This is a genomic window from Polyangium sp. y55x31, from assembly GCF_029946505.1.
Taxonomy (GTDB): Bacteria; Myxococcota_A; Polyangia; order Polyangiales; family Polyangiaceae; genus Polyangium.
On the sequence record NZ_JARZHG010000016.1, the window covers coordinates 130,685 to 147,918 of the forward strand.

Consider the following 17,234-nt stretch of genomic DNA (forward strand, 5'->3'; position numbering starts at 1 on the left):
GTTGTCCGCGGCTCAGAACTGCTGCTCGATCTCGATCAGCCGCTCCTCGAAGTCCATCTTCTTGCGAGGAGCTGCGGGGCTCGGCGAGGGCGGCGATTGCATCTGCTTTCGCCGCACGTCGAACACGAGCGACGGCGGGTATTCGACCTGGTACGACACGCGGAACTCGCGCTCCTCGCGTGGCCCGAGCGTCACCTTGAAGCGGACGATCCCCTTCGCGTCCGGCTTCTCGTTCGGGGAGATCTTGACGTTGCTCACGCGGATCTCGGTGTTCTCCGAGACGGGGATCCGCTCGGCGAGGACCACGGTGACGGGGCGATCCGAGAGGTTTTTCGCCTTGCTCACGAACGCGAGCTGCATGCGATTTCGCGCGTTGCGCTGGAGCGAGCTCTGATGTTTGTCGAGCTCGCGCGTGAGCTTGACCTGGTCGGCCACGCTGAAGAAAACGGAAAAATCCTCGTCCTTGGCGACGAACTCGATGTCGGTCATGCCGAGGAACGCGCCGTCCTGATATCGCGCGACGCTGCCGGGCAGGAGCGGCTGGCTCGTCTTGTTCGCCATCTCCAGGGTGATGGCGGCATTGAGGGATTCCTCCGGGGCGGCGATGATGTGGCGCTGGGCCTTGATGCGGCTCGAGCCGATGCGCAGCCGGATCGAGCGACCGTCCGATCGGACGATCGCCGGATCCTTCGCCGTGAAATGCGCCGTCGTGCCGCGTGTCTGCAGGCCCTGGAAGATCTCCACCGTCTTGCTCTGCACACGTTCGAGCAGCGCCAGGTTCGACGAATAGGACTGCTCGAACTGCTCCACCTCGGAGATGCGCTGCGACGTCGCCTGGTTCATCCGGTTCCAGTGCCGGTTCTGCTCCTCGAATTTCTTCTGCGCGGCGCTGAACGAGGTCACCTGCCGCGTCACGCTCCGCGTGACCTCCTGCGTCTTGCCGAGCGCCAGCATTTCGAGCTCGGGGATGCGTTCGCTGTCGGAGGACGATTGCGTGGAGAAGGAGAGCTCCGCGTGGCTCCAGTCCTCGCCCGTCGTCTGGGTGACCACGGCGAACGACGTGAGCTCCACCCCGTCGGGATCGGCGGAGCTCGCGCGCACCTCGTGCATCGGCTCCCACGTGGCGCCGGGCGTGGCGTACGTCAGCGTCAACGTCGCATTGCCGGCGGCCGATCCTTGCACCGTCACGAGCACGGTCGTCTCTTCCAGCTTGGTCAGGCGGCGCAGCTCTTCGAGGTTTTTGGCGCTCGCCTCCACGTCGGGGGCGAGCTGCTCGCGCGCGGCCTGCACCTCGCGCCGCGACGCGCTCGTCTTGCGCAGCGCCCCGGAGACGAAATCGATCACCTGTCCGTACGTATCGACCTTGATGTCGCGGGTAACGGCGTCTCCTTCGAGCTTCTGCACGGAAAACACCTTGATGGATTCGACGTGCTCTTGCTGCGCGTCCAGGATCGCGAGCTCGTCGTCGAGCGCTTGCAGCTTCCGGAGCAGCGCCTTGTGTTTCTCCTCGACCTTGCGAAACCCTTCGTCGGTCGATCGCGCCAGAAAGCGCCGCTCGACGGCCACGTCCACGATCTTCCCGGCGCTCGTCGAGGCTCGCACGGAGCCTTCGTCGACCCAACCGGGCAGTTTCTTGAAACGAAAGATCGTGGGCTCGGCCGTGAGCGCCACGGTCGCCTCGCGGCTCACGAGCGCCCGATCGGAGTACACGGTCACCCTCGTGATACGCGACGCCACGCCTCGGTCGGCGGGGTCCTCGGCCGTATCGGCGACGGTCGCCGCCAGGGCGAACACGGGCGGCGTGCTCGGCGGCGGATTTTCCGCGCGTGGCGTCACCGGCGGGGGCGTGCTCGTGCACCCGAGGGCCGCGGAGAACAGGAGGGAGAGGGCGATCCACTTCGAAGGGAGGGGCGGCGTCATGGAAGGCCCTATTGTACGAGCGAGACGCCCCGGGGATCTATCGGTCCGATCAGATGTGTGACGTTGCGCGCCGCGCGGGGTACGATGCCGCCATGCTTTTACCGACGCTGCGTTACCAGCTCGACGTGTCGTGGTCGCTTTTGGCCCTTCATCTCGACGGCTTGACCGACGAAATGTGCCTGTGGGAGCCGGCGCCGGGGGCGTGGACGGTTCGGCCGAGCAGCGGGCGCTGGGTCGCCGATCTCGTCTTGCCCGAGCCGGACCCTCCGCCCACGACCACGATCGGCTGGGTGACCTGGCACATCGGCTGGTGGTGGACGGGGGCCCATGCGCATACGTTCGGCGCGCGCCGCGGCGAGGCGCTCGACATGATCGAGCACGCGAAGACCGTGGACTGGCCGGGCAGCGCCGCAGGCGCCGCCGCGTGGCTGACGCGCTTGCGTGATCAATGGACGCAGGCGCTCGAGGGCGTCACCGAGGCTGACCTCGATCAACACGTCGCGTGGTTCGACAAACCCCTCGGCCACGTGATTGCCTGGGCAAACATCGAGCTCATGAAGAACGCCGCCGAGATCGGCCAGCTACGGCTCCTGTACAAGGCGCGCCACGGCCGCGCCTAGTTGGCAAACCAATCGCTCGGCCGCTGCCGCTGGGTCACGACGATACGCGCTTTCGTCCACTGGCCCGCGGTGGGCGCGATGGTCCCCGAGCATTCGATGGGTCGGCTCGACGAACGCTCGTACTCGTCCATGAGATAAAGCCAGGCGGAAAACCCGTTTCCGCCCGTCCGCTCGACGTTGTGCGCTCCATAGCCCGTGAGGCCGACGTCGACCGTCTGCGCCCGGCTCCCGCGGGAGCAGGCGACGCTGCCGGTCACCTTGAAATTCGAGCCGCTCGTCGTCCCCTCGTCGACCACGAGCCAGACGTTGTTGAACGCGTACCCGGTGCCGTCCCATGTGAACTGGATCTTGAAAGGTTTGTCCGGATCGACGACAACACTCGCGACCTCGGTATCGGGGACGTGCAGCCCGCGGCCCTCCTCCTGATAAAGGAGATACCCGCCGATGCTCAACACGAAGAGGACCAGGGTGAAGCAGCCGGCGCCGAGGAAGAGGCCGACCCGGTTGATCTTGCCGGACGTGGCAGGCCGGACGCCGGGCAACGGCGGACCTTGCGGGCCGGGCCAGGGTGCGGCTTGTGGACCGGGGGGCGCAGCGCTGCATTCCGCGGCGGCTGCAGCGAGGAAGGCCTCGGGGCTGATGGCGGGGAGGTCGGCGCCCCGAATGCGCATGATCCCTCCGCCCGGCGGCTGCCGCCACTCGGCCCAGTAGGCCCGCTGCACGCCGCCCTCGCCCTCGATTCCCCGCTCCGCCACGAAGTAACGAGGCGGCTGGCCGCCCGCGCGCACGAGGGCGACGTAATGGCATTCGGTGGGCGCCTGCGGAGGCGGCAGGGTGATGAGGAGCGCCTCGACGCCGGGCGCGGGGTACATCGGCGTGATCACGAGCGACGAGCCGTCGGCGTGATTCTCGGGCCCGAGGCCCTCGCCCGCGGCGGCCCACGCTTGCTGAAGCATCGTGTTGCCCTGCGCCGCCGCGGCCGCCCACCACGCGGACGGGTCACGCAGCACGGCGCTCATCAAGACCTGATGCGCGAAACGGTAGTGTTGTTGTCTCACCGCGGACCTCCGCCGACCCGCACGTCGGCGACTCCGCGTCTCACGGGCGGGTCGTCGCGTCAATGGTTCGAGCAAGCAAACGGTCGGCTCGCGCCGAGCGCCACGAGGCTCGCGGCCAGCGCCGCGGCCTCCGACGGGAATGTGCTTTCTTCGCGTGGCCTGAAGACCTTTTTCCGGACATCGGGCATCCTCCTCTTCGTAAGGAGGGACGCCGCGGGACCGGACAATCCCCCTCGGAAATGCCGTGAGCTTGCTTCGCAGGCGAGCAAGCGGCCGAACCCGCCGCGATCACGAGAGGATCATGACGACAGAAGAAAAGGTGACGCTGAGCGAGGAGAAAGAGACCCTCCTCTTGACGGTGTATGGCAAGGCGGAGGAGAGCCGCATGCCCGATTCCCTCCTGCGTGATCGCTTCGCCGCCGACGCCATCCGCCGGGTGAATTACGATTTCTCGAAGCTGAAGGTCCGTCGGGACGACGCGATCTCCCTGGCGATACGTGCGAACCTCCTGGATGGCTGGACCCGCGAATTCGTCGCCCGAAACCCCGACGCCACCGTGCTGCATCTTGGCTGCGGCCTCGATAGCCGCGTGTTCCGGGTCGATCCGCCCGCGGGCGTCCGCTGGTTCGACGTCGACTACCCGGAGGTCATCACGCTGCGCCGTCGCCTCTACCCGGAGCGCCCCGGGTATACGCTCCTCGGCACGTCGCTCACGGATCCGCAATGGCTCGACGCGGTGCCGTCGGATCGACCGGCGATGATCGTTGCCGAGGGGGTCCTCCCTTATCTACGCGAGGACGACGTGCCCCGCCTCCTCGGTCGCCTCACGGCGCATCTGCCGGCGGGGGAAATGGCGTTCGATTGTTACAGCCGCCTCGGCGTGCGGCTCCTCCGGCGTCACCAATCGATCAAAGCCACCGGCGCGTCCGTGCACTGGGGCCTCGACGATCTCCACGAGCTCGAAGCACAGGTCCCGAAGCTCGTCTTCGTGGAGGAGGTCACGAGCCACGATCCCGCGCAGCTCGCCAGGATGTCGAGGGCGGCGCGCCTTTTGACCCGCGTCTTCATGGCAATTCCGGCGCTCAAGAAGGTCGGACGGATGGTGCGATATCGGTTTGGATCGACGACCCCTTAGCTTTTACACGCCGCAGGCGGAGCCGTCGACGGCGCGGCGCGCCCCCGGGACACCCACGAGCACGTCGACGAGGGCCGCGACCATCGGGTGATGCGGCGGATTGGCTTCGAGCCAGAAGAACTCGCCGGCTGGGTTCACCTCGAGCAGCACGTAATCGCCTTCCGGCGTCACGATGAAATCGGCCGCGCCGTATTGCATGCCCACCGCGTCCTGATAACGGCCGAGCGCGTCCTCGACGTGCTTCGGCAGGTCGTGGTGCTGCCACTGGCCGATCATTTCGAGCCCCTTGTTCCGCCAGTCCACGTCGGCTCCCTCGAATTGAGGCGAGTCGATCCGGGCGGCGAAGATCTTCGTGCCGAACACCGTCGCGCGCACCTCGAACGCCTTTTCGATCCGCTCCTGGAAGTACATCGGGCAGAGGCGGAGCTGTTCGAGCCGGTTTACCGTCTCCGGACCGACCTCGGTCGTCATCATCACCTGGAGCGTGCCATCGTCCTTCACGAAAGACTCGGGGCTCAGCATCTTGACGATGGCCCCCTTCGGGCAGCTCGAAAGGAACACGCGCGCCTTCGCCGGATCGTTTGTCCCGAGCGTACGGGGCGTTCGAATGCCCGCCTCCCGGAAAATGCGCTGGTGCAGGGGCTTGTGATCGCTCGCGCGGACGCGCCCATAGGCGTCCACCTTGAATGCGGGGCAGGCGGCGAGCACGCCCTGGAGAAACCGCTCGGACTCCGCGAGGGCCATCCGCTTGTGGCCCGGGTGCATCTTCTCCGGAAAACCCTCTGCCTTGTGATAACGGCGCCCCCAGATCGCGTCGCCTTTGCCGATCGTGTGGCCGTTGAAGACGAACGACTCGCCGTCCGGCTCCTGGCCAAAGGTGATCGTCGCCTTCACCGGAAAATCGTTCAGGTGGAAGACGACCGGCTCGGCGCCGCGGCCGCGAATTTCTTCGGCGACGCGCTCGATGAAGGGAGGGGCGTCGTTCTTGTGCGTGAGAATGAGGACTTTCATGGTTCGTCGTCTTCCCGGAGCAGGGTTTCTGCGAGCGACGCGGCAATCGGGAGCCCGAGCTCGGCTTCGAGCATCCCCCACTCGCCCGTGGGGTTCACTTCGAGAAACACCGTCTCGCCGCTCGGCGTCACGATCAAATCGAGGCAACCTTGCCGCAGCCCGAGGCGCCTCATGAGCTCGGCGAGTTTTCCCTTGGTCGCCGCGTCGAGCACGTGCGGCGCCCAGGATCCCACCTTGGAAAAGCGCCAATCGGCGCCGGAATCTCTCCCGTCGAGGGCGCCGGTCCACGCGGCCCCGCCCGCCCAGGCGACGCGCAGCTCCAGGGCCTTCGGGATCTCCTCCTGGAAGATCATCGGCCCTCTTCGTAATGCGTCGAGCTGCGCGAGGTCCTTGGTACGCAAACGACGCGTCGGAAACGCGCGACCCCCTTGCATTCCGTATTCGAGCGGCGCGTGCAGCTTGCACACGACACGCCCATCATGGGCCTCGAAGAGCGCGCGCACCGCCTCTGGATCCGAGGTAAAACGCGTGTCCGGCACGCGGAGCCCGCATTCCCGCGCGAGCTTGAGCTGGAGCAGCTTGTTCTCCGCGGCGCGGGCCCGAGCGGGCGTATCGATCCATCGACCTTCGAGGAGCGCGAGCGCCCCGAAAAACAGGGCGCCCGCTTCCCGGTTCACGACTTCCTTGTCCGCCGCCGCCATTCCCTTCGCCTCGATCCGCGGCCACGCGCGCCAGAGCCATATGGCATCCGGCTGCATGCGCTCGCCGTGGACCCAGATCGTGCCGGGATCCGCCGCGGCGAGCGAGGCGCCGAACGTCCCGTCGTCGAACAGGCGATCGGTATCGAGTCGATAGGGGAGCGCGCCGCGGCGGCGGATCTCCTCCGCGACGCGCTCGGTGACGAACGGCTCGTTTGCGTGCGAGAGCAGGAGGACCCTTCGTGTGGCCATGATAATCCTCGTGGTCCTCTCCCTCGCGACGTGATCAGAGCGTGTAGTCGCAGGTCGGCTTGTAGCTGAGGCAATCGTCCGCGTCGGACGGGTATTTCTTGGTGCACTCGCTGTCGAGGCAGTGGTACGTCGGGGCCGTGCCGCCGCCGCTCGTGTTCAGCTCCGTCGACTGCGTCTGGATGTCGTCGACGAGGAGGTGGGCAAAGAGCGGGGTCATGTTTTCTTCGTCGTTCGGCAGGGACATGGGTGTTCTCCTTCGATGTGGTTCCGTCGAATTTCTCGACATCCAGCCTTACGCGCCTGCCCGTTCGAATTGGACAGGTCGTCGAATCTTTTTTCAGCGGTAGCCGGCCGCCTGCAGGCGGAAGAGAGCTGCATAACGACCCTCCGCGCCGAGGAGCGCGTCGTGGCCGCCCCGCTCGGCGACGCACCCGCCCGCCATCACGAGGATCTCGTCGGCGAGCCGGACCGTGGAGAATCGATGCGAGACGAGGATCGCCATGCGCCCCTCCGTCTCCGACCGGACCCGCGCGAAGAGCGCCGCCTCCGCCGCGGGATCGATGGCCGCGGTGGGCTCGTCGAAGAGGAGCAGGTCGGCCTTTTCGCGGAGGAACGCCCGCGCGAGGGCGAGCTTTTGCCATTCGCCGCCGGACAACTCGACGCCGCCGGGGAACCATTTGCCGAGCCGCTGATCGAGGCCCCGCGCGAGTTTTTCGACGACCGGCGCCGCCTCGCTGCGGGCGAGCGCGCGCGTGATCGCCTCGTCCGGGACCGCGTCTTCCGCGGCGCGCGGGGCCACGTTTTCCCGCACCGGGAGCTGATAACGCACGAAGTCCTGGAACACCACGGCGAGGCGCGCGCGGAGGGCCTCTCGATCCCAGGCCGAAAGATCCCGCCCGTCGAGGAGAATGCGCCCCTCGGTGGGCTCGTATAGCCCCGCGACGAGCTTCAAGATCGTCGACTTGCCGGAGCCATTCTCTCCGACGAGCGCGAGCTTTTTCCCCGGGGCGAGGTAAAAATCGACGCCCGCGAGCGCTGGCCGCTTCGCTCCCGGATAGGTGAACCCGACGTTCTCGAAGCGGAGCCCTTGCTCTTCCCGCGTGTCGTGGGCCGGAAGGATCGGCTTCTTCGCGGGGACCTCCCGATCGAGAAACCCATAGAGGTTTCCGAGGTACTGCTGATCCATGTAGAGCCCTCGCAAGCTGCCGAGCGCCTGCTTCAGGGCGCCGTCGCCCTGCTTGAACGTGACGAGCGCGAGGCCGAGATCCCCGACGGTGAGCGCTCCTGCGAGGGCCCGGAAGGCGACGAAAACGTAGATCGCATAAAACAGAGTGAGGGCCACGAGGTCCGCCCCGAGCCCCACGAGGAGCCGCCTCCGCGCGAGCGCCTGATCCTCCTCGAACACGAGCGAAAACACCCGCCGCGCGCGTTCGAGGAACGTGTGTCCCGTTCCGAACAGGCGCACCTCCTTTGCATGGTCGTCGCGGGTGAGGATTTGCTCCAGATACGCCTGTTCGCGCGCCTCGGTGGCGCGCCGGTTCTGGAGGCGGAAGATCGCGGTCGCGAAGCCGGTCTCCGTGAAGAAGCTCGGCAGCGCGGCGACGAGGATCGCGAGCGCGCAGAACGGCGAGAATCGAAAGAGGAGCGCCGCGGATCCCGCGAGCACCACGAACGCCTGCACCATCGCGAAAAAACCGGTGAGCACCGCCGCCGGCCGGCCGACCGCCTCCCGCCGCGCCCGCGTGAGCGCGTCGTAAAAGCCGGCGTCCTCGAAGCAGGCGTAAGGGACCTCGATCGCCTTTTCGAGAATCGCCCGCTGAAGAAGGAAGCCGAGCGTGAGGCGCATGCGCGTGGTGGCAAGCTGGTTCAGCCCGCCGGCGACGTACGTGAGGAAGAGGAGCGCCGCCTCCGCGAAGATACCGACGAGGACCACCTGCCTTTCGCTGCGGGCGACGCCGTCGAGGACGCGGCGTGCATAAAAGGCCATGCCGGTCGGCGCGGCGCCGGCGAGCAGGGCGGCGAAGACCATGGCCGCGAGGGCAAAAGGGCTCGCGCGCCACGCGAGCGTGACCGTGCGGAAGAGCGACGATCGGAGAGGAGAGGCGGGCGGCGCGGGCACGGGGGAGGACCTCGAAATCGAGAACACGAGCCCTTACGCCCGAGGTCGCGCGGATTGGACACGAGATTTCGACACGGGGAGGGCGCGAGGATCCGAGGCGTGGTCACGACATGGCCACGATGCCCCGAGCGGATCGTGGTAACCTCGGCGACATGCCTATTCAATCACCTCGTTTCTCTTGGATGGCGGGCGTCGCGCTCGCCGCTGCGGTGGGCTGCGGCGGGACGGTCAAGGACGTGGATGCCACATCGGCGGGCTCGGGCGGGGCCGGCGGAGGCGGGACCGGCGGGGCCGGCGGAGGCGGGGCAGGGGGAGGTGGCGGCGGGACGTGCGATGCGCTCGTTCCCCTTGGAGAGCCTTTCGTCGTCGATTGGCCGTCAAACGAATCCGGGCTTTCCCCGAAGCTCGTGCGATCGGCGCTCGACGCGAAGACCGTCGTGCTCGCGTTCATGGGTGTGCCGGTCGAGGGGCCCGCGGGCATCTTGAACGAGATTCACGTGCGCCTCCTTCTGGATCCGTGGAGCACGTGGCCGCCGGTCGACGGATCGAATGCAGTGCTCGCCGACGCGCAAGGGACCTTCGCGATATCCGAGGGCGCAGGTATCGAGGCCGCGGTCCTCCGCGGCACGAGCGCCGGTCCCGTGCGGTATGATCTCATGACCACGATGGGTATAGGTTTCGGGGGCACCTCGCTCCCGCCCGACGCGACGCAGGCAGCTCTTTTGCGCATGCATCCCGGGGGGCACGTCGTCGGATACGGGCGCCCCCACACCGGGGATACGATCGAGCTCCTAGTCGGGCTCGCCCATGACGACAAGCCGAAGCCCACCCTGGAGGGATTCACGCCCATCGGCTGCACGAAGACCTCCGTGCTGATGGATGCCGTCCATACGGAGAAAGGAACACTCGTCGGCTTTGCGAGCAATGACGACCCGGCGAGTGCCAAGGGCTGCACGGGCTCGCTCGGGGCCGCGACACGAGGCGTCGTCGCCCGCGTCACCGATGGGAATCCCGTCGGCACCGAGCTCGCCGCGACGACGCCCGACAATCCAGCATGGATCATGGGGCTCGCCATGGCAGGCCGCAGCGACGGCGCGTGGCTGACCGTGGGGCGCTCGGGGTGGATCGAGGCGACGGCCACGATCCAGGCGCACTTGCTCGACGCGGCAGGGACCTCCGTGGCGGCGCCATTCACCTTGGCAGGATCGAGTGACCTCAATCCGGACTCCGTCGGCGCGAGCAGCATGGCCGACGATCTCGTCGCCGCGTGGTCCTACGGTGCGCTGTCCGCCGACCGTATCGAGGTGAAGCGCGTCAACGCCGCGGGCGCGGTCGTGGCCACGGCGATGATCGAAGCAACCCCCGGGCCCCCCCAGCCGATTGCTGTCCTTGGATCCCCCACGGGTGACGCCGTGCTCCTCGCGTATTCGGCGATCTCACCGGTGGACCAGACTGCACGAATCCATCTCCAGCGGCTCGGTTGCATCCCCGCGCCCTGAGAGCCGATCCGAGCGGGCGCTTTTTTTGGTTCCACGTCCTCGCTCGCTGTTGTAGAGATGCCCAAAAAGGCGCGGGTCTCCTCCCGCGTCGCGAGGGGATACCCGCAATGAACTCGTTCACTTTCACGCAAGCCGACGGCTCGTCGAGGGCCGTCCTCGGATATCGGTATGCGCCGCCCAAGGCCGCGGCGAAACGTTACGTCGCCGGTCGAGGCAATCTCTCGCGGCTGCCCCCCAAGGTCGACCTCCGGCCGTTCATGTCGCCGGTCGAGGATCAAAAGAACACGAACAGCTGCGCCGCCAACGCCACGGCGGGCGCCTACGAGTACCTCGTCAAGCGCCACCTGGGCGAAGACGCCTACGACGTGAGCCGCCTCTTCATCTACTACAACGGCCGCGCCGTCGACGATCCCGAAAATATCGAGGACCAGGGCAGCGTCCTGCACTCCGTCATCACGAGCCTCAAGGAGTACGGCGCGTGCTCGGAGGAGACGTGGGCCTTCGAGCCCGAGGCCGTCAACGAGCAGCCCTCGGACGAGGCGTACCAGGAAGCCGCGCAGTTCCGCATCGAGGACACCGAGCTCGTCCCGACGAACCTCGAGGCCTGGAAGACGGCGCTCGCGGAGGGCCACCCGATCATCTTCGGCGTCAAGCTCTTCTCCTCGTTCGACAAGCACAAGAAGGCGGGCCTCGTGCCTGTCCCGACCCCGCGGGAGACCGGGCGCGAGAGCCACGGCGGGCACGCGATGCTCTGCGTAGGTTATTCGGATCCGGACCAGGTCTTCATCGTTCGCAACTCCTGGGGGCCGGAGTGGGGCGACAAGGGGTATTGCTACATTCCTTATCGCTACATCATCAACGAGGAATACAACTTCGGCGACTCGTGGATCATCAAGCGTATCGACGTCCTTCCGCCCGACGAGGAGACCTGGTCGGACGATGAGGAGTCCGTGCTGGAGGACGTATCGAGTGTCCTTGCCCAGCTCGACGAGGACGAATATGCGAGCCTGCTCGAGCGGATGGGCGACGTCCCGCTCGAAGTGCGGCTCTCGCTCCTCTTCTTGCGCGCCGCGGGCGCGGACGGGGAGATCGCGGACGACGAGCTCACGGCCACGGCAACACACGTCACGCCCGTGCTGGAGCAGCTCGGCTCGCGGCAAAGCGCGGACAAGGTGCTGCGCAATGCGCTGCGCCGCCTCGACGACGAGCAGCTCGTGGAGGAGACCATCGAGATCCTCGGCGAGGTCTTCTCGCAGGAGGTGCTCGCCTCGATCGCGTCGCAGCTCCAGGAGATCGTCGGCTCCGACGACGACGTCTCCGAAGAGGAGCAGGCCTTCGTCGACGCCGTCATCGAGCGCTGGCAGATCGAGCCCGCGGAAGACGAGGGCGACGAGGAGGAAGGCGACGACGAGGACGAGGGCTACGAGGAAGAGGAAGACGAGTAGCCTCCCCGAGATCACGCTCGGCGAAAAGTGAACGCCTCGTTCACTTTTCGCCGCCCCACCCTTGACGTCCCTCTAAAGTGAACGTACTGTTCACTTTAGAGAGCGGACGACGTGGCACGACAGCTCAACGAACAGGTGCGCGAACGGGTGTTTCGCGCGGCGGAAGAGGTGTTTGCCGAGTCCGGGTACCAGGGCGCGACGATGGCGGCCATCGCCACCCGCGCCGGGGTCTCGACCGGCAACATCTATCGGTATTTCGAGCACAAAGACGCGCTGTTTTACGCGGCGCTGCCGGACGAGTTCGCGGCGCAGTTCCTCCGGCTCACCCGCAGGCGCGTGCAGGCGCTCGTGCGCGCGCCCGCGCCCACCGAGCTCGACGCGGGTGCGGAGGAGCGCGGCGAAGAGCTCCTCCGTTTCTGGATCGAGCATCGCTTGAAGGTGATCACGCTGCTCGATCGGGCCCAGGGCTCACGGCACGAGGGATTCGCCGGGGCTTTCGTGCGGGAGCTCATGCGCCCCTCGCTCGCCAAGCTGCGCAAAGACGCGCCGCAAAGGCGCGTGAGCCCCATCGCGCGTTTCGTCCTGCAAACGATCTTCCGCAACACGGTCCGCACGATCGTATCGATCCTCGAATCCCATGCGGACGAGGCGCAGATCCGCAAGGCGTTTCAAGGGTTCTGGAGTTACCAGCTCGCCGGTTTGTCCGGCTTTACCAAATGGGTGCAGTCATGAGCCAAGATCTCTGGGAGCTCGACGCGGTCGGGCAGGCGGCCCTCGTGAAGTCCGGCGAGGTGAGCGCGCTCGATCTCGTGGACGCGGCCATCGCGCGCATCGAACGACTCGAACCCGCGATCCACGCGCTCGCCAGCGTGGACTTCGACGCGGCCCGGGAAAAGGCTCGATCACGGCCTTCGGGTCCGCTCGGCGGCGTGCCGTTCCTCCTCAAGGATCTGCTCGCGTATCCCGGGCACAAGCTCACGATGGGCTCGCGCCTCTTCCGCAATCACGTGGCGCCGGCGGGGTCACCCTATACCGAGAGCCTCGACGCCGCGGGGCTCATTACGCTCGGAAAAACCACGACGAGCGAGTTCGGCCTCCTCGGCAGCACAGAGACGCTTCTCGCCGGGATCACCCGCAATCCGTGGGATCTCTCGAAATCGGCCCTGGGCTCGTCCGGCGGCGCCGCGGCCGCGGTCGCGAGCGGGATGGTGCCGATGGCGCACGCGAGTGACGGCGGCGGATCGATCCGGATCCCCGCGTCCGCCTGCGGCCTCTTCGGCTTCAAGCCGGGGCGCAGGCGCTGCGTGTCGACGGCGCAGCCCGATCCGTTCGACTTCCTCATCGACCATTGCGTGAGCCGGACCGTGCGCGACAGCGCGCTCCTCTTGTCGCTCACGGAGGATCCGAGCGCCCATCCGCGGGTCGGATACGTGGATCGTCCGCTCGATCGAAAGCTGCGTATCGGCGTGTATTCGACGACGCTCGTCGGGCGGGCGGCCGACCCCGAGGTGATGCATTCGCTCGAGCGGACGATGCGGCTCTGCGCAGGCCTCGGTCACGAGGTGGTGGAGGCGCCGCCGCCGCCCATCGACGGCGCGCCGCTCTCCGACGCATTCTTCACGCTGGCCGGCGCCGGAATGCACGACCTCGCCTGCACCATGGAGAGCATGCTTGGTCGAGCCATCGGCGAGGACGACCTCGAACCCTTCACCCTCGCGCTGATCCACCATTACCGCCGTTTGCCCGAGGGCGCCCGGGCGCGCGCCGCGGCCGCGTTCGCCCACGCCTCCGCGCAAATGCTCTCCTACATGGAACCGTACGACGTTCTCCTGTGCCCGACCCTCCCCGTCGCGCCATACGATCTCGGCACACTCGCGCCGGGGCTCGATCGCGAGCTCCTCATTCGCCGCACGGAGGTGCTCGCGGGGTTCACGCCCATCTACAGCATGGCGGGTGTCCCGGCCATGTCCGTGCCGCTTGGCTCCTCGGAATCGGGCTTGCCGCTCGGCAGCCATTTCGCCGCGCCGCTCGGACAGGAGGCGACCCTGCTCGGCCTCGCCTATCAGCTCGAAGCGGCCGCCCCGTGGCGGCATCGCTGGCCGGCCGTGACGATCACGGCGCGGGAGCGCGCCTCCGCGGCCGTGCTAGGGTAGCGCCCATGTCGCCTGCCGAGTTCGAACCGCCGATCACCCCATCCTCCGACATCGCCGAGACGGTGCGGAGACAGGGGTTCGCCGTCGCGAGCTCGTCGTGGGCCAAAGGCGTCACCGGCGCGTCGCCCCCGGATTGGGCCGCGATCGCCGCGGAATGGGACGACATGCCGCTCGACCCGTACCTCAAGGACGGCGGGCACTACCGGCGTCGCCGGCACGCCTCGTTCGTCGTCGACGAGGCGTCGTGCCGGCCCGTCCCGCACCGCGCGCACTTTCAGCCGCTGCAATACAATGCGCTCCACGGCGGCATGGAGCGCTGGTTCGAGCCGATGCGGCAAACCTTGATCGGGCAGCCGTTCTGGTCCGGCTTGCTCACGTCCCTCGCGCGGCTCTCCTCCGCGATCAAGCCCATGTCGCCCTGGTATGTCGAAGCGCACCAGTTCCGGATCGACACGAGCGAGGGAATCGGGCGTCCCACGCCCGAGGGCGCGCATCGCGACGGCGTCGACTTCGTCGCGTTGTTCCTCATCGGGCGCCACGGGATTCGTGGCGGCGAGACCCGTGTCTTCGATGCGCGCGGTCCGCAGGGGATCCGCTTCACGCTCACCGAGCCGTGGTCCTTCCTCTTGCTCGACGACGAACGCGTGATCCACGAGTCCACGCCGATCCAGCCGCTCCTCGGCGGAGAATCGGGGACGCTGCCTCACGGGCATCGCGACACGTTGGTCCTCACGTACCGCAGGAATGGGTTTCAGGACCGTTGAACCCGCGCGCGCCTCTTGACAGGGGCGGCCCTGTTCGATTCTCTTGCGTGCATGGGCGCGGGTCACGCGAGCGGAGATCTGCCGGCGGCGTATGCGCTGCACCTGGTCGATCTCGCCGCGCGGTGGGGCGTCGCGCCGGACGAGCTTCTCTCCGGGCTCGGGCTCACGCGTGATTCCCTGACGAACCCGGCGGCTCGGATATCCCTGGAGACCACGGGCACGCTCGTCAAGCGGGCGGCGGCGCTCACCGGAGAGCCGGGTCTCGCGGTGTTCATGGGCCTGCAGATGCGCCTCTCGTCGCACGGGTATCTCGGTTTCGCCGCCATGACGGCCGGGACGATCCGCCAGGCGCTCGATCTCGCCATTCGTTTCGTCCCCACCCGCACGACGGCGCTCGCCTTCCACCTGCACGTCGAGGGCGAAACGGCGTCGCTCGTCTTCGAGGAGCGCGCGCCGCTCGGCGAGGCGCGGGAGTTCATTCTCATCGCGCTGATGATGGGCATTGCCCGGATCGGCCGGGACATCACGAAGCAGGAGCTCGCGGGGGACGCGTATTTCGCGTTCGACGAGCCCCCTTATTTCCCGCGGTTTTCACATCTCGCGCCGGGGCGGATTCATTTCGGTCAGCCCTCGAACCGCATCGTCTTTGCCTCGTCGGTCCTCGATTTGCCCCTCGACATGGCCGATCCGGTGGCGATGCAGCTCGCGCGCGAGCAATGCGAGCGGGAAATGCAGGCCCTCGGGCGGGACGATCGGACGGCGGCGAAGGTCCGCGAGCTTTTGCCCCTGCCGGAGGGATATCGCTCGCTCGAGGAGATCGCACAGCACCTCGGCGTCTCGCCGCGCACGCTGAAGCGTCGCCTCGCGGACGCGAACACCTCCTATTCCGAGATCCTCGACGAGCTGCGGCAGGAGCGCGCCATGCTGCTGCTCCGGGACGAGAGCCTCTCGCGCGAGCAAATCGCCGAGCGGCTCGGCTACTCCGACGCGGCGAACTTCGCGCGCGCCTTCCGGCGCTGGACGGGACGAACCCCCGGCATGCTCCGCAAACCGTGACCTTTACGACGAGGCCGCGGTTCGATACGAGGCCTTCCAGCGATCGAGTTCCTCCCTGTTATCCATGTCCCAGGGATGGAAGCCGGGCCGGTAGTAATCGAGGTAATGCAGGAACAGCTTGAACATGCCGCCCGGACGGAAGAAGAGGAAATCGACGAGCGATATCCATTCCCGGGGCGAGAAGAGGATCCCGTTTTCGTGCATGAGCCGCGCCTGGTGCTCGATCACCTTGGCCCAGAAGATCAGGGTCGTCGGGATCATCAGGGCACAGCGCTCGAACGTGTTACCGCCCGACGCGAGGTAGACGTCGAAGGCCACGGCTTTGTGCTCGTTCTCCTCGGCGGCATGCCAGCGCCAGAGCGCGGCCATCTCCGGGTGCGCGCCTTCGAGGAGGCGTGGATCGCCGAGGATGAAATGCCCCATCAGCGCGGTGAAATGCTCCAGGTTGCACGTCACCGCGAGCCGCCAGCGCGGCGGCAAGAGCTTCGTCGCGCGGCGCAGGATCCGCTCGACCCGCTTTTCCATCGCCTCGATCGGATACCCTTCTTTGCGCAGCATCTCGTTGTACCGGTCGTGCTCGCGGCCGTGAATGCCCTCCTGGGCGACGAAGGCTTTGATCTCCGCGAGGAGCCGGGGATCTTTCACCCTGTCGCGATGGGCCTTCACGGCCGCGATGAAGAATCGCTCGCCGGCCGGGAAAAAGATGGAGAGGTTGTCGAAGAAGAGCGTGACGGCCCGCCGCTCGCCGTGCCAGAAACGCGGGATCCGCTCGTCGGTCTCGAACCGGAGATTCCGAACCTCGATCGTCGGGGAAACGGACATGGCTCACCTCGTGCCGGAACATGCGGATCGTGACACGACGCGCCAAGAATCGGCAGGTTCGCGCGTGCCAGATCCGTGTCATCTGGGGCCACGGCGGCAGGTCGGCGGTGCCGTCTTGCGAGGTGGACCGCTCCGCGGGCGTTTCGTGTTACGGTCGCGCGCATGGAGGTCTTGTCATGAAATTGCTTGCGCTTGCCATTTCTTTCGCTGCTGGCCTCGCCCTCGCTCCGCGCGCCGCGCATGCCGGCTGCCCCCAGGCGGGGGACGGATGCGACGCCGTCATCAAGATCGAAGCGAGCCTCGAAGGCGCCCCCGCCTGCGTGCGCGTCGAGAACGTCGAGCCGGAGAACGGATGCGTTTGTCATGGCTCCCTCGACGTCGTCAACAATTGCGCCTTCGAGATCATCGCCAAGGACTTCAAGTTCGCGAGCGACAAAACGGGCATCCCCGCCGGGGAAACGGGGCTCCTCAACGTCGAGGATGCCTCTCCGGGCGTCCACCGCGACGAGCTCAACCTGGATGGCGACGGGCAGGCCTTCAAGCTGGTCCTCGATTATACCGTCGAGCACCGCGTGCTCGAGACCGGCTGCAGCGTGTCCGGCGCCGATCGGCCGGGCCTCGCCGGCGTGGGTCTGGGTCTCGCCGCGCTTCTCTTCGCGCGCCGTCGCCGGGCGCGTTGAGG

Annotated in this window: 16 protein-coding genes; 9 read left to right on the forward strand and 7 right to left on the reverse strand. The window is 67.3% G+C overall.

Going from position 1 to position 17,234, the window contains the following annotated elements; genetic code table 11:
• Positions 1 to 12: 12 nt before the first annotated feature.
• Positions 13 to 1,920, reverse strand: a complete 1,908-nt coding sequence (locus QHF84_RS26455) for a mucoidy inhibitor MuiA family protein (protein ID WP_281316202.1) — start codon at positions 1,918 to 1,920, stop codon at positions 13 to 15.
• Positions 1,921 to 2,012: 92 nt separating this feature from the next.
• Between QHF84_RS26455 and QHF84_RS26460 the strand changes: the two genes are divergently transcribed.
• Positions 2,013 to 2,540: a DinB family protein gene (locus QHF84_RS26460; RefSeq protein WP_281316203.1), complete on the forward strand. Its 528-nt coding sequence runs from the start codon at positions 2,013 to 2,015 to the stop codon at positions 2,538 to 2,540.
• Here QHF84_RS26460 and QHF84_RS26465 read toward each other — a convergent pair.
• Positions 2,537 to 3,598, reverse strand: a complete 1,062-nt coding sequence (locus QHF84_RS26465) for a hypothetical protein (protein ID WP_281316204.1) — start codon at positions 3,596 to 3,598, stop codon at positions 2,537 to 2,539. The two genes, QHF84_RS26460 and QHF84_RS26465, sit on opposite strands and share 4 nt — an antisense overlap.
• Before the next feature lie 301 nt (positions 3,599 to 3,899).
• Here QHF84_RS26465 and QHF84_RS26470 point away from each other — a divergent pair, with 301 nt between their 5' ends.
• Positions 3,900 to 4,733 carry a class I SAM-dependent methyltransferase gene (locus tag QHF84_RS26470; RefSeq protein ID WP_281316205.1) on the forward strand — a complete coding sequence of 278 codons (834 nt, stop codon included), beginning with the start codon at positions 3,900 to 3,902 and terminating at the stop codon, positions 4,731 to 4,733.
• A gap of 3 nt (positions 4,734 to 4,736) precedes the next feature.
• Here the strand turns inward: QHF84_RS26470 and QHF84_RS26475 are convergent, their stop codons facing one another.
• The 4 genes from QHF84_RS26475 to QHF84_RS26490 form a co-directional block, all read right to left on the reverse strand.
• Positions 4,737 to 5,744 (reverse strand): MvdC/MvdD family ATP grasp protein, encoded by a 1,008-nt coding sequence (locus QHF84_RS26475; RefSeq protein ID WP_281316206.1) that lies wholly within the window; start codon positions 5,742 to 5,744, stop codon positions 4,737 to 4,739.
• On the reverse strand, positions 5,741 to 6,694 hold the full coding sequence (locus QHF84_RS26480; RefSeq protein ID WP_281316207.1) for an MvdC/MvdD family ATP grasp protein: 954 nt from the start codon (positions 6,692 to 6,694) through the stop codon (positions 5,741 to 5,743). The genes QHF84_RS26475 and QHF84_RS26480 overlap by 4 nt, the downstream gene beginning before the upstream one ends.
• A gap of 34 nt (positions 6,695 to 6,728) precedes the next feature.
• The gene (locus QHF84_RS26485; protein WP_281316208.1) at positions 6,729 to 6,938 is read right to left on the reverse strand and encodes a hypothetical protein; all 210 of its coding nucleotides are present in this window, start codon (positions 6,936 to 6,938) and stop codon (positions 6,729 to 6,731) included.
• 93 nt (positions 6,939 to 7,031) lie between these two features.
• A complete protein-coding gene (locus tag QHF84_RS26490) occupies positions 7,032 to 8,813 on the reverse strand; it encodes an ABC transporter ATP-binding protein (protein ID WP_281316209.1) in 1,782 nt (593 codons plus the stop codon).
• A gap of 152 nt (positions 8,814 to 8,965) precedes the next feature.
• On the opposite strand from QHF84_RS26490, the gene QHF84_RS26495 reads away from it, so the two are divergent.
• The 6 genes from QHF84_RS26495 (at position 8,966) to QHF84_RS26520 (ending at position 15,730) form a co-directional block, all read left to right on the forward strand.
• Positions 8,966 to 10,312 (forward strand): hypothetical protein, encoded by a 1,347-nt coding sequence (locus tag QHF84_RS26495; RefSeq protein WP_281316210.1) that lies wholly within the window; start codon positions 8,966 to 8,968, stop codon positions 10,310 to 10,312.
• A 107-nt stretch (positions 10,313 to 10,419) separates the two neighbouring features.
• Positions 10,420 to 11,757 (forward strand): C1 family peptidase, encoded by a 1,338-nt coding sequence (locus QHF84_RS26500; RefSeq protein ID WP_281316211.1) that lies wholly within the window; start codon positions 10,420 to 10,422, stop codon positions 11,755 to 11,757.
• A gap of 111 nt (positions 11,758 to 11,868) precedes the next feature.
• Complete coding sequence (locus QHF84_RS26505) at positions 11,869 to 12,489, forward strand: TetR/AcrR family transcriptional regulator (protein WP_281316212.1); 621 nt, start codon at positions 11,869 to 11,871, stop codon at positions 12,487 to 12,489.
• Complete coding sequence (locus QHF84_RS26510) at positions 12,486 to 13,910, forward strand: amidase family protein (protein ID WP_281316213.1); 1,425 nt, start codon at positions 12,486 to 12,488, stop codon at positions 13,908 to 13,910. Before QHF84_RS26505 ends, QHF84_RS26510 begins: the two co-directional genes overlap by 4 nt.
• A 5-nt stretch (positions 13,911 to 13,915) precedes the next feature.
• Positions 13,916 to 14,674 carry a 2OG-Fe dioxygenase family protein gene (locus tag QHF84_RS26515; RefSeq protein ID WP_281316214.1) on the forward strand — a complete coding sequence of 253 codons (759 nt, stop codon included), beginning with the start codon at positions 13,916 to 13,918 and terminating at the stop codon, positions 14,672 to 14,674.
• A gap of 51 nt (positions 14,675 to 14,725) precedes the next feature.
• Positions 14,726 to 15,730 (forward strand): AraC family transcriptional regulator, encoded by a 1,005-nt coding sequence (locus QHF84_RS26520; RefSeq protein WP_281316215.1) that lies wholly within the window; start codon positions 14,726 to 14,728, stop codon positions 15,728 to 15,730.
• 3 nt (positions 15,731 to 15,733) lie between these two features.
• On the opposite strand, the gene QHF84_RS26525 is transcribed toward QHF84_RS26520, so the two are convergent.
• The gene (locus QHF84_RS26525) at positions 15,734 to 16,552 is read right to left on the reverse strand and encodes a metal-dependent hydrolase (protein WP_281316216.1); all 819 of its coding nucleotides are present in this window, start codon (positions 16,550 to 16,552) and stop codon (positions 15,734 to 15,736) included.
• 176 nt (positions 16,553 to 16,728) lie between these two features.
• Between QHF84_RS26525 and QHF84_RS26530 the strand changes: the two genes are divergently transcribed.
• Entirely contained in the window at positions 16,729 to 17,232 is a 504-nt protein-coding gene (locus QHF84_RS26530; RefSeq protein WP_281316217.1) for an MXAN_0125 family MYXO-CTERM protein, read from the forward strand.
• The last annotated feature ends 2 nt before the right edge of the window (positions 17,233 to 17,234 follow it).

Coding starts and splice junctions, on each gene's coding strand:
- QHF84_RS26455 (WP_281316202.1), bottom strand. CDS start 1,920: ATGACGCCGCCCCTCCCTTCGAAGTGGATCGCCCTCTCCCTCCTGTTC.
- QHF84_RS26460 (WP_281316203.1), top strand. CDS start 2,013: ATGCTTTTACCGACGCTGCGTTACCAGCTCGACGTGTCGTGGTCGCTT.
- QHF84_RS26470 (WP_281316205.1), top strand. CDS start 3,900: ATGACGACAGAAGAAAAGGTGACGCTGAGCGAGGAGAAAGAGACCCTC.
- QHF84_RS26475 (WP_281316206.1), bottom strand. CDS start 5,744: ATGAAAGTCCTCATTCTCACGCACAAGAACGACGCCCCTCCCTTCATC.
- QHF84_RS26480 (WP_281316207.1), bottom strand. CDS start 6,694: ATGGCCACACGAAGGGTCCTCCTGCTCTCGCACGCAAACGAGCCGTTC.
- QHF84_RS26485 (WP_281316208.1), bottom strand. CDS start 6,938: ATGTCCCTGCCGAACGACGAAGAAAACATGACCCCGCTCTTTGCCCAC.
- QHF84_RS26495 (WP_281316210.1), top strand. CDS start 8,966: ATGCCTATTCAATCACCTCGTTTCTCTTGGATGGCGGGCGTCGCGCTC.
- QHF84_RS26500 (WP_281316211.1), top strand. CDS start 10,420: ATGAACTCGTTCACTTTCACGCAAGCCGACGGCTCGTCGAGGGCCGTC.
- QHF84_RS26510 (WP_281316213.1), top strand. CDS start 12,486: ATGAGCCAAGATCTCTGGGAGCTCGACGCGGTCGGGCAGGCGGCCCTC.
- QHF84_RS26515 (WP_281316214.1), top strand. CDS start 13,916: ATGTCGCCTGCCGAGTTCGAACCGCCGATCACCCCATCCTCCGACATC.
- QHF84_RS26520 (WP_281316215.1), top strand. CDS start 14,726: ATGGGCGCGGGTCACGCGAGCGGAGATCTGCCGGCGGCGTATGCGCTG.
- QHF84_RS26525 (WP_281316216.1), bottom strand. CDS start 16,552: ATGTCCGTTTCCCCGACGATCGAGGTTCGGAATCTCCGGTTCGAGACC.
- QHF84_RS26530 (WP_281316217.1), top strand. CDS start 16,729: ATGAAATTGCTTGCGCTTGCCATTTCTTTCGCTGCTGGCCTCGCCCTC.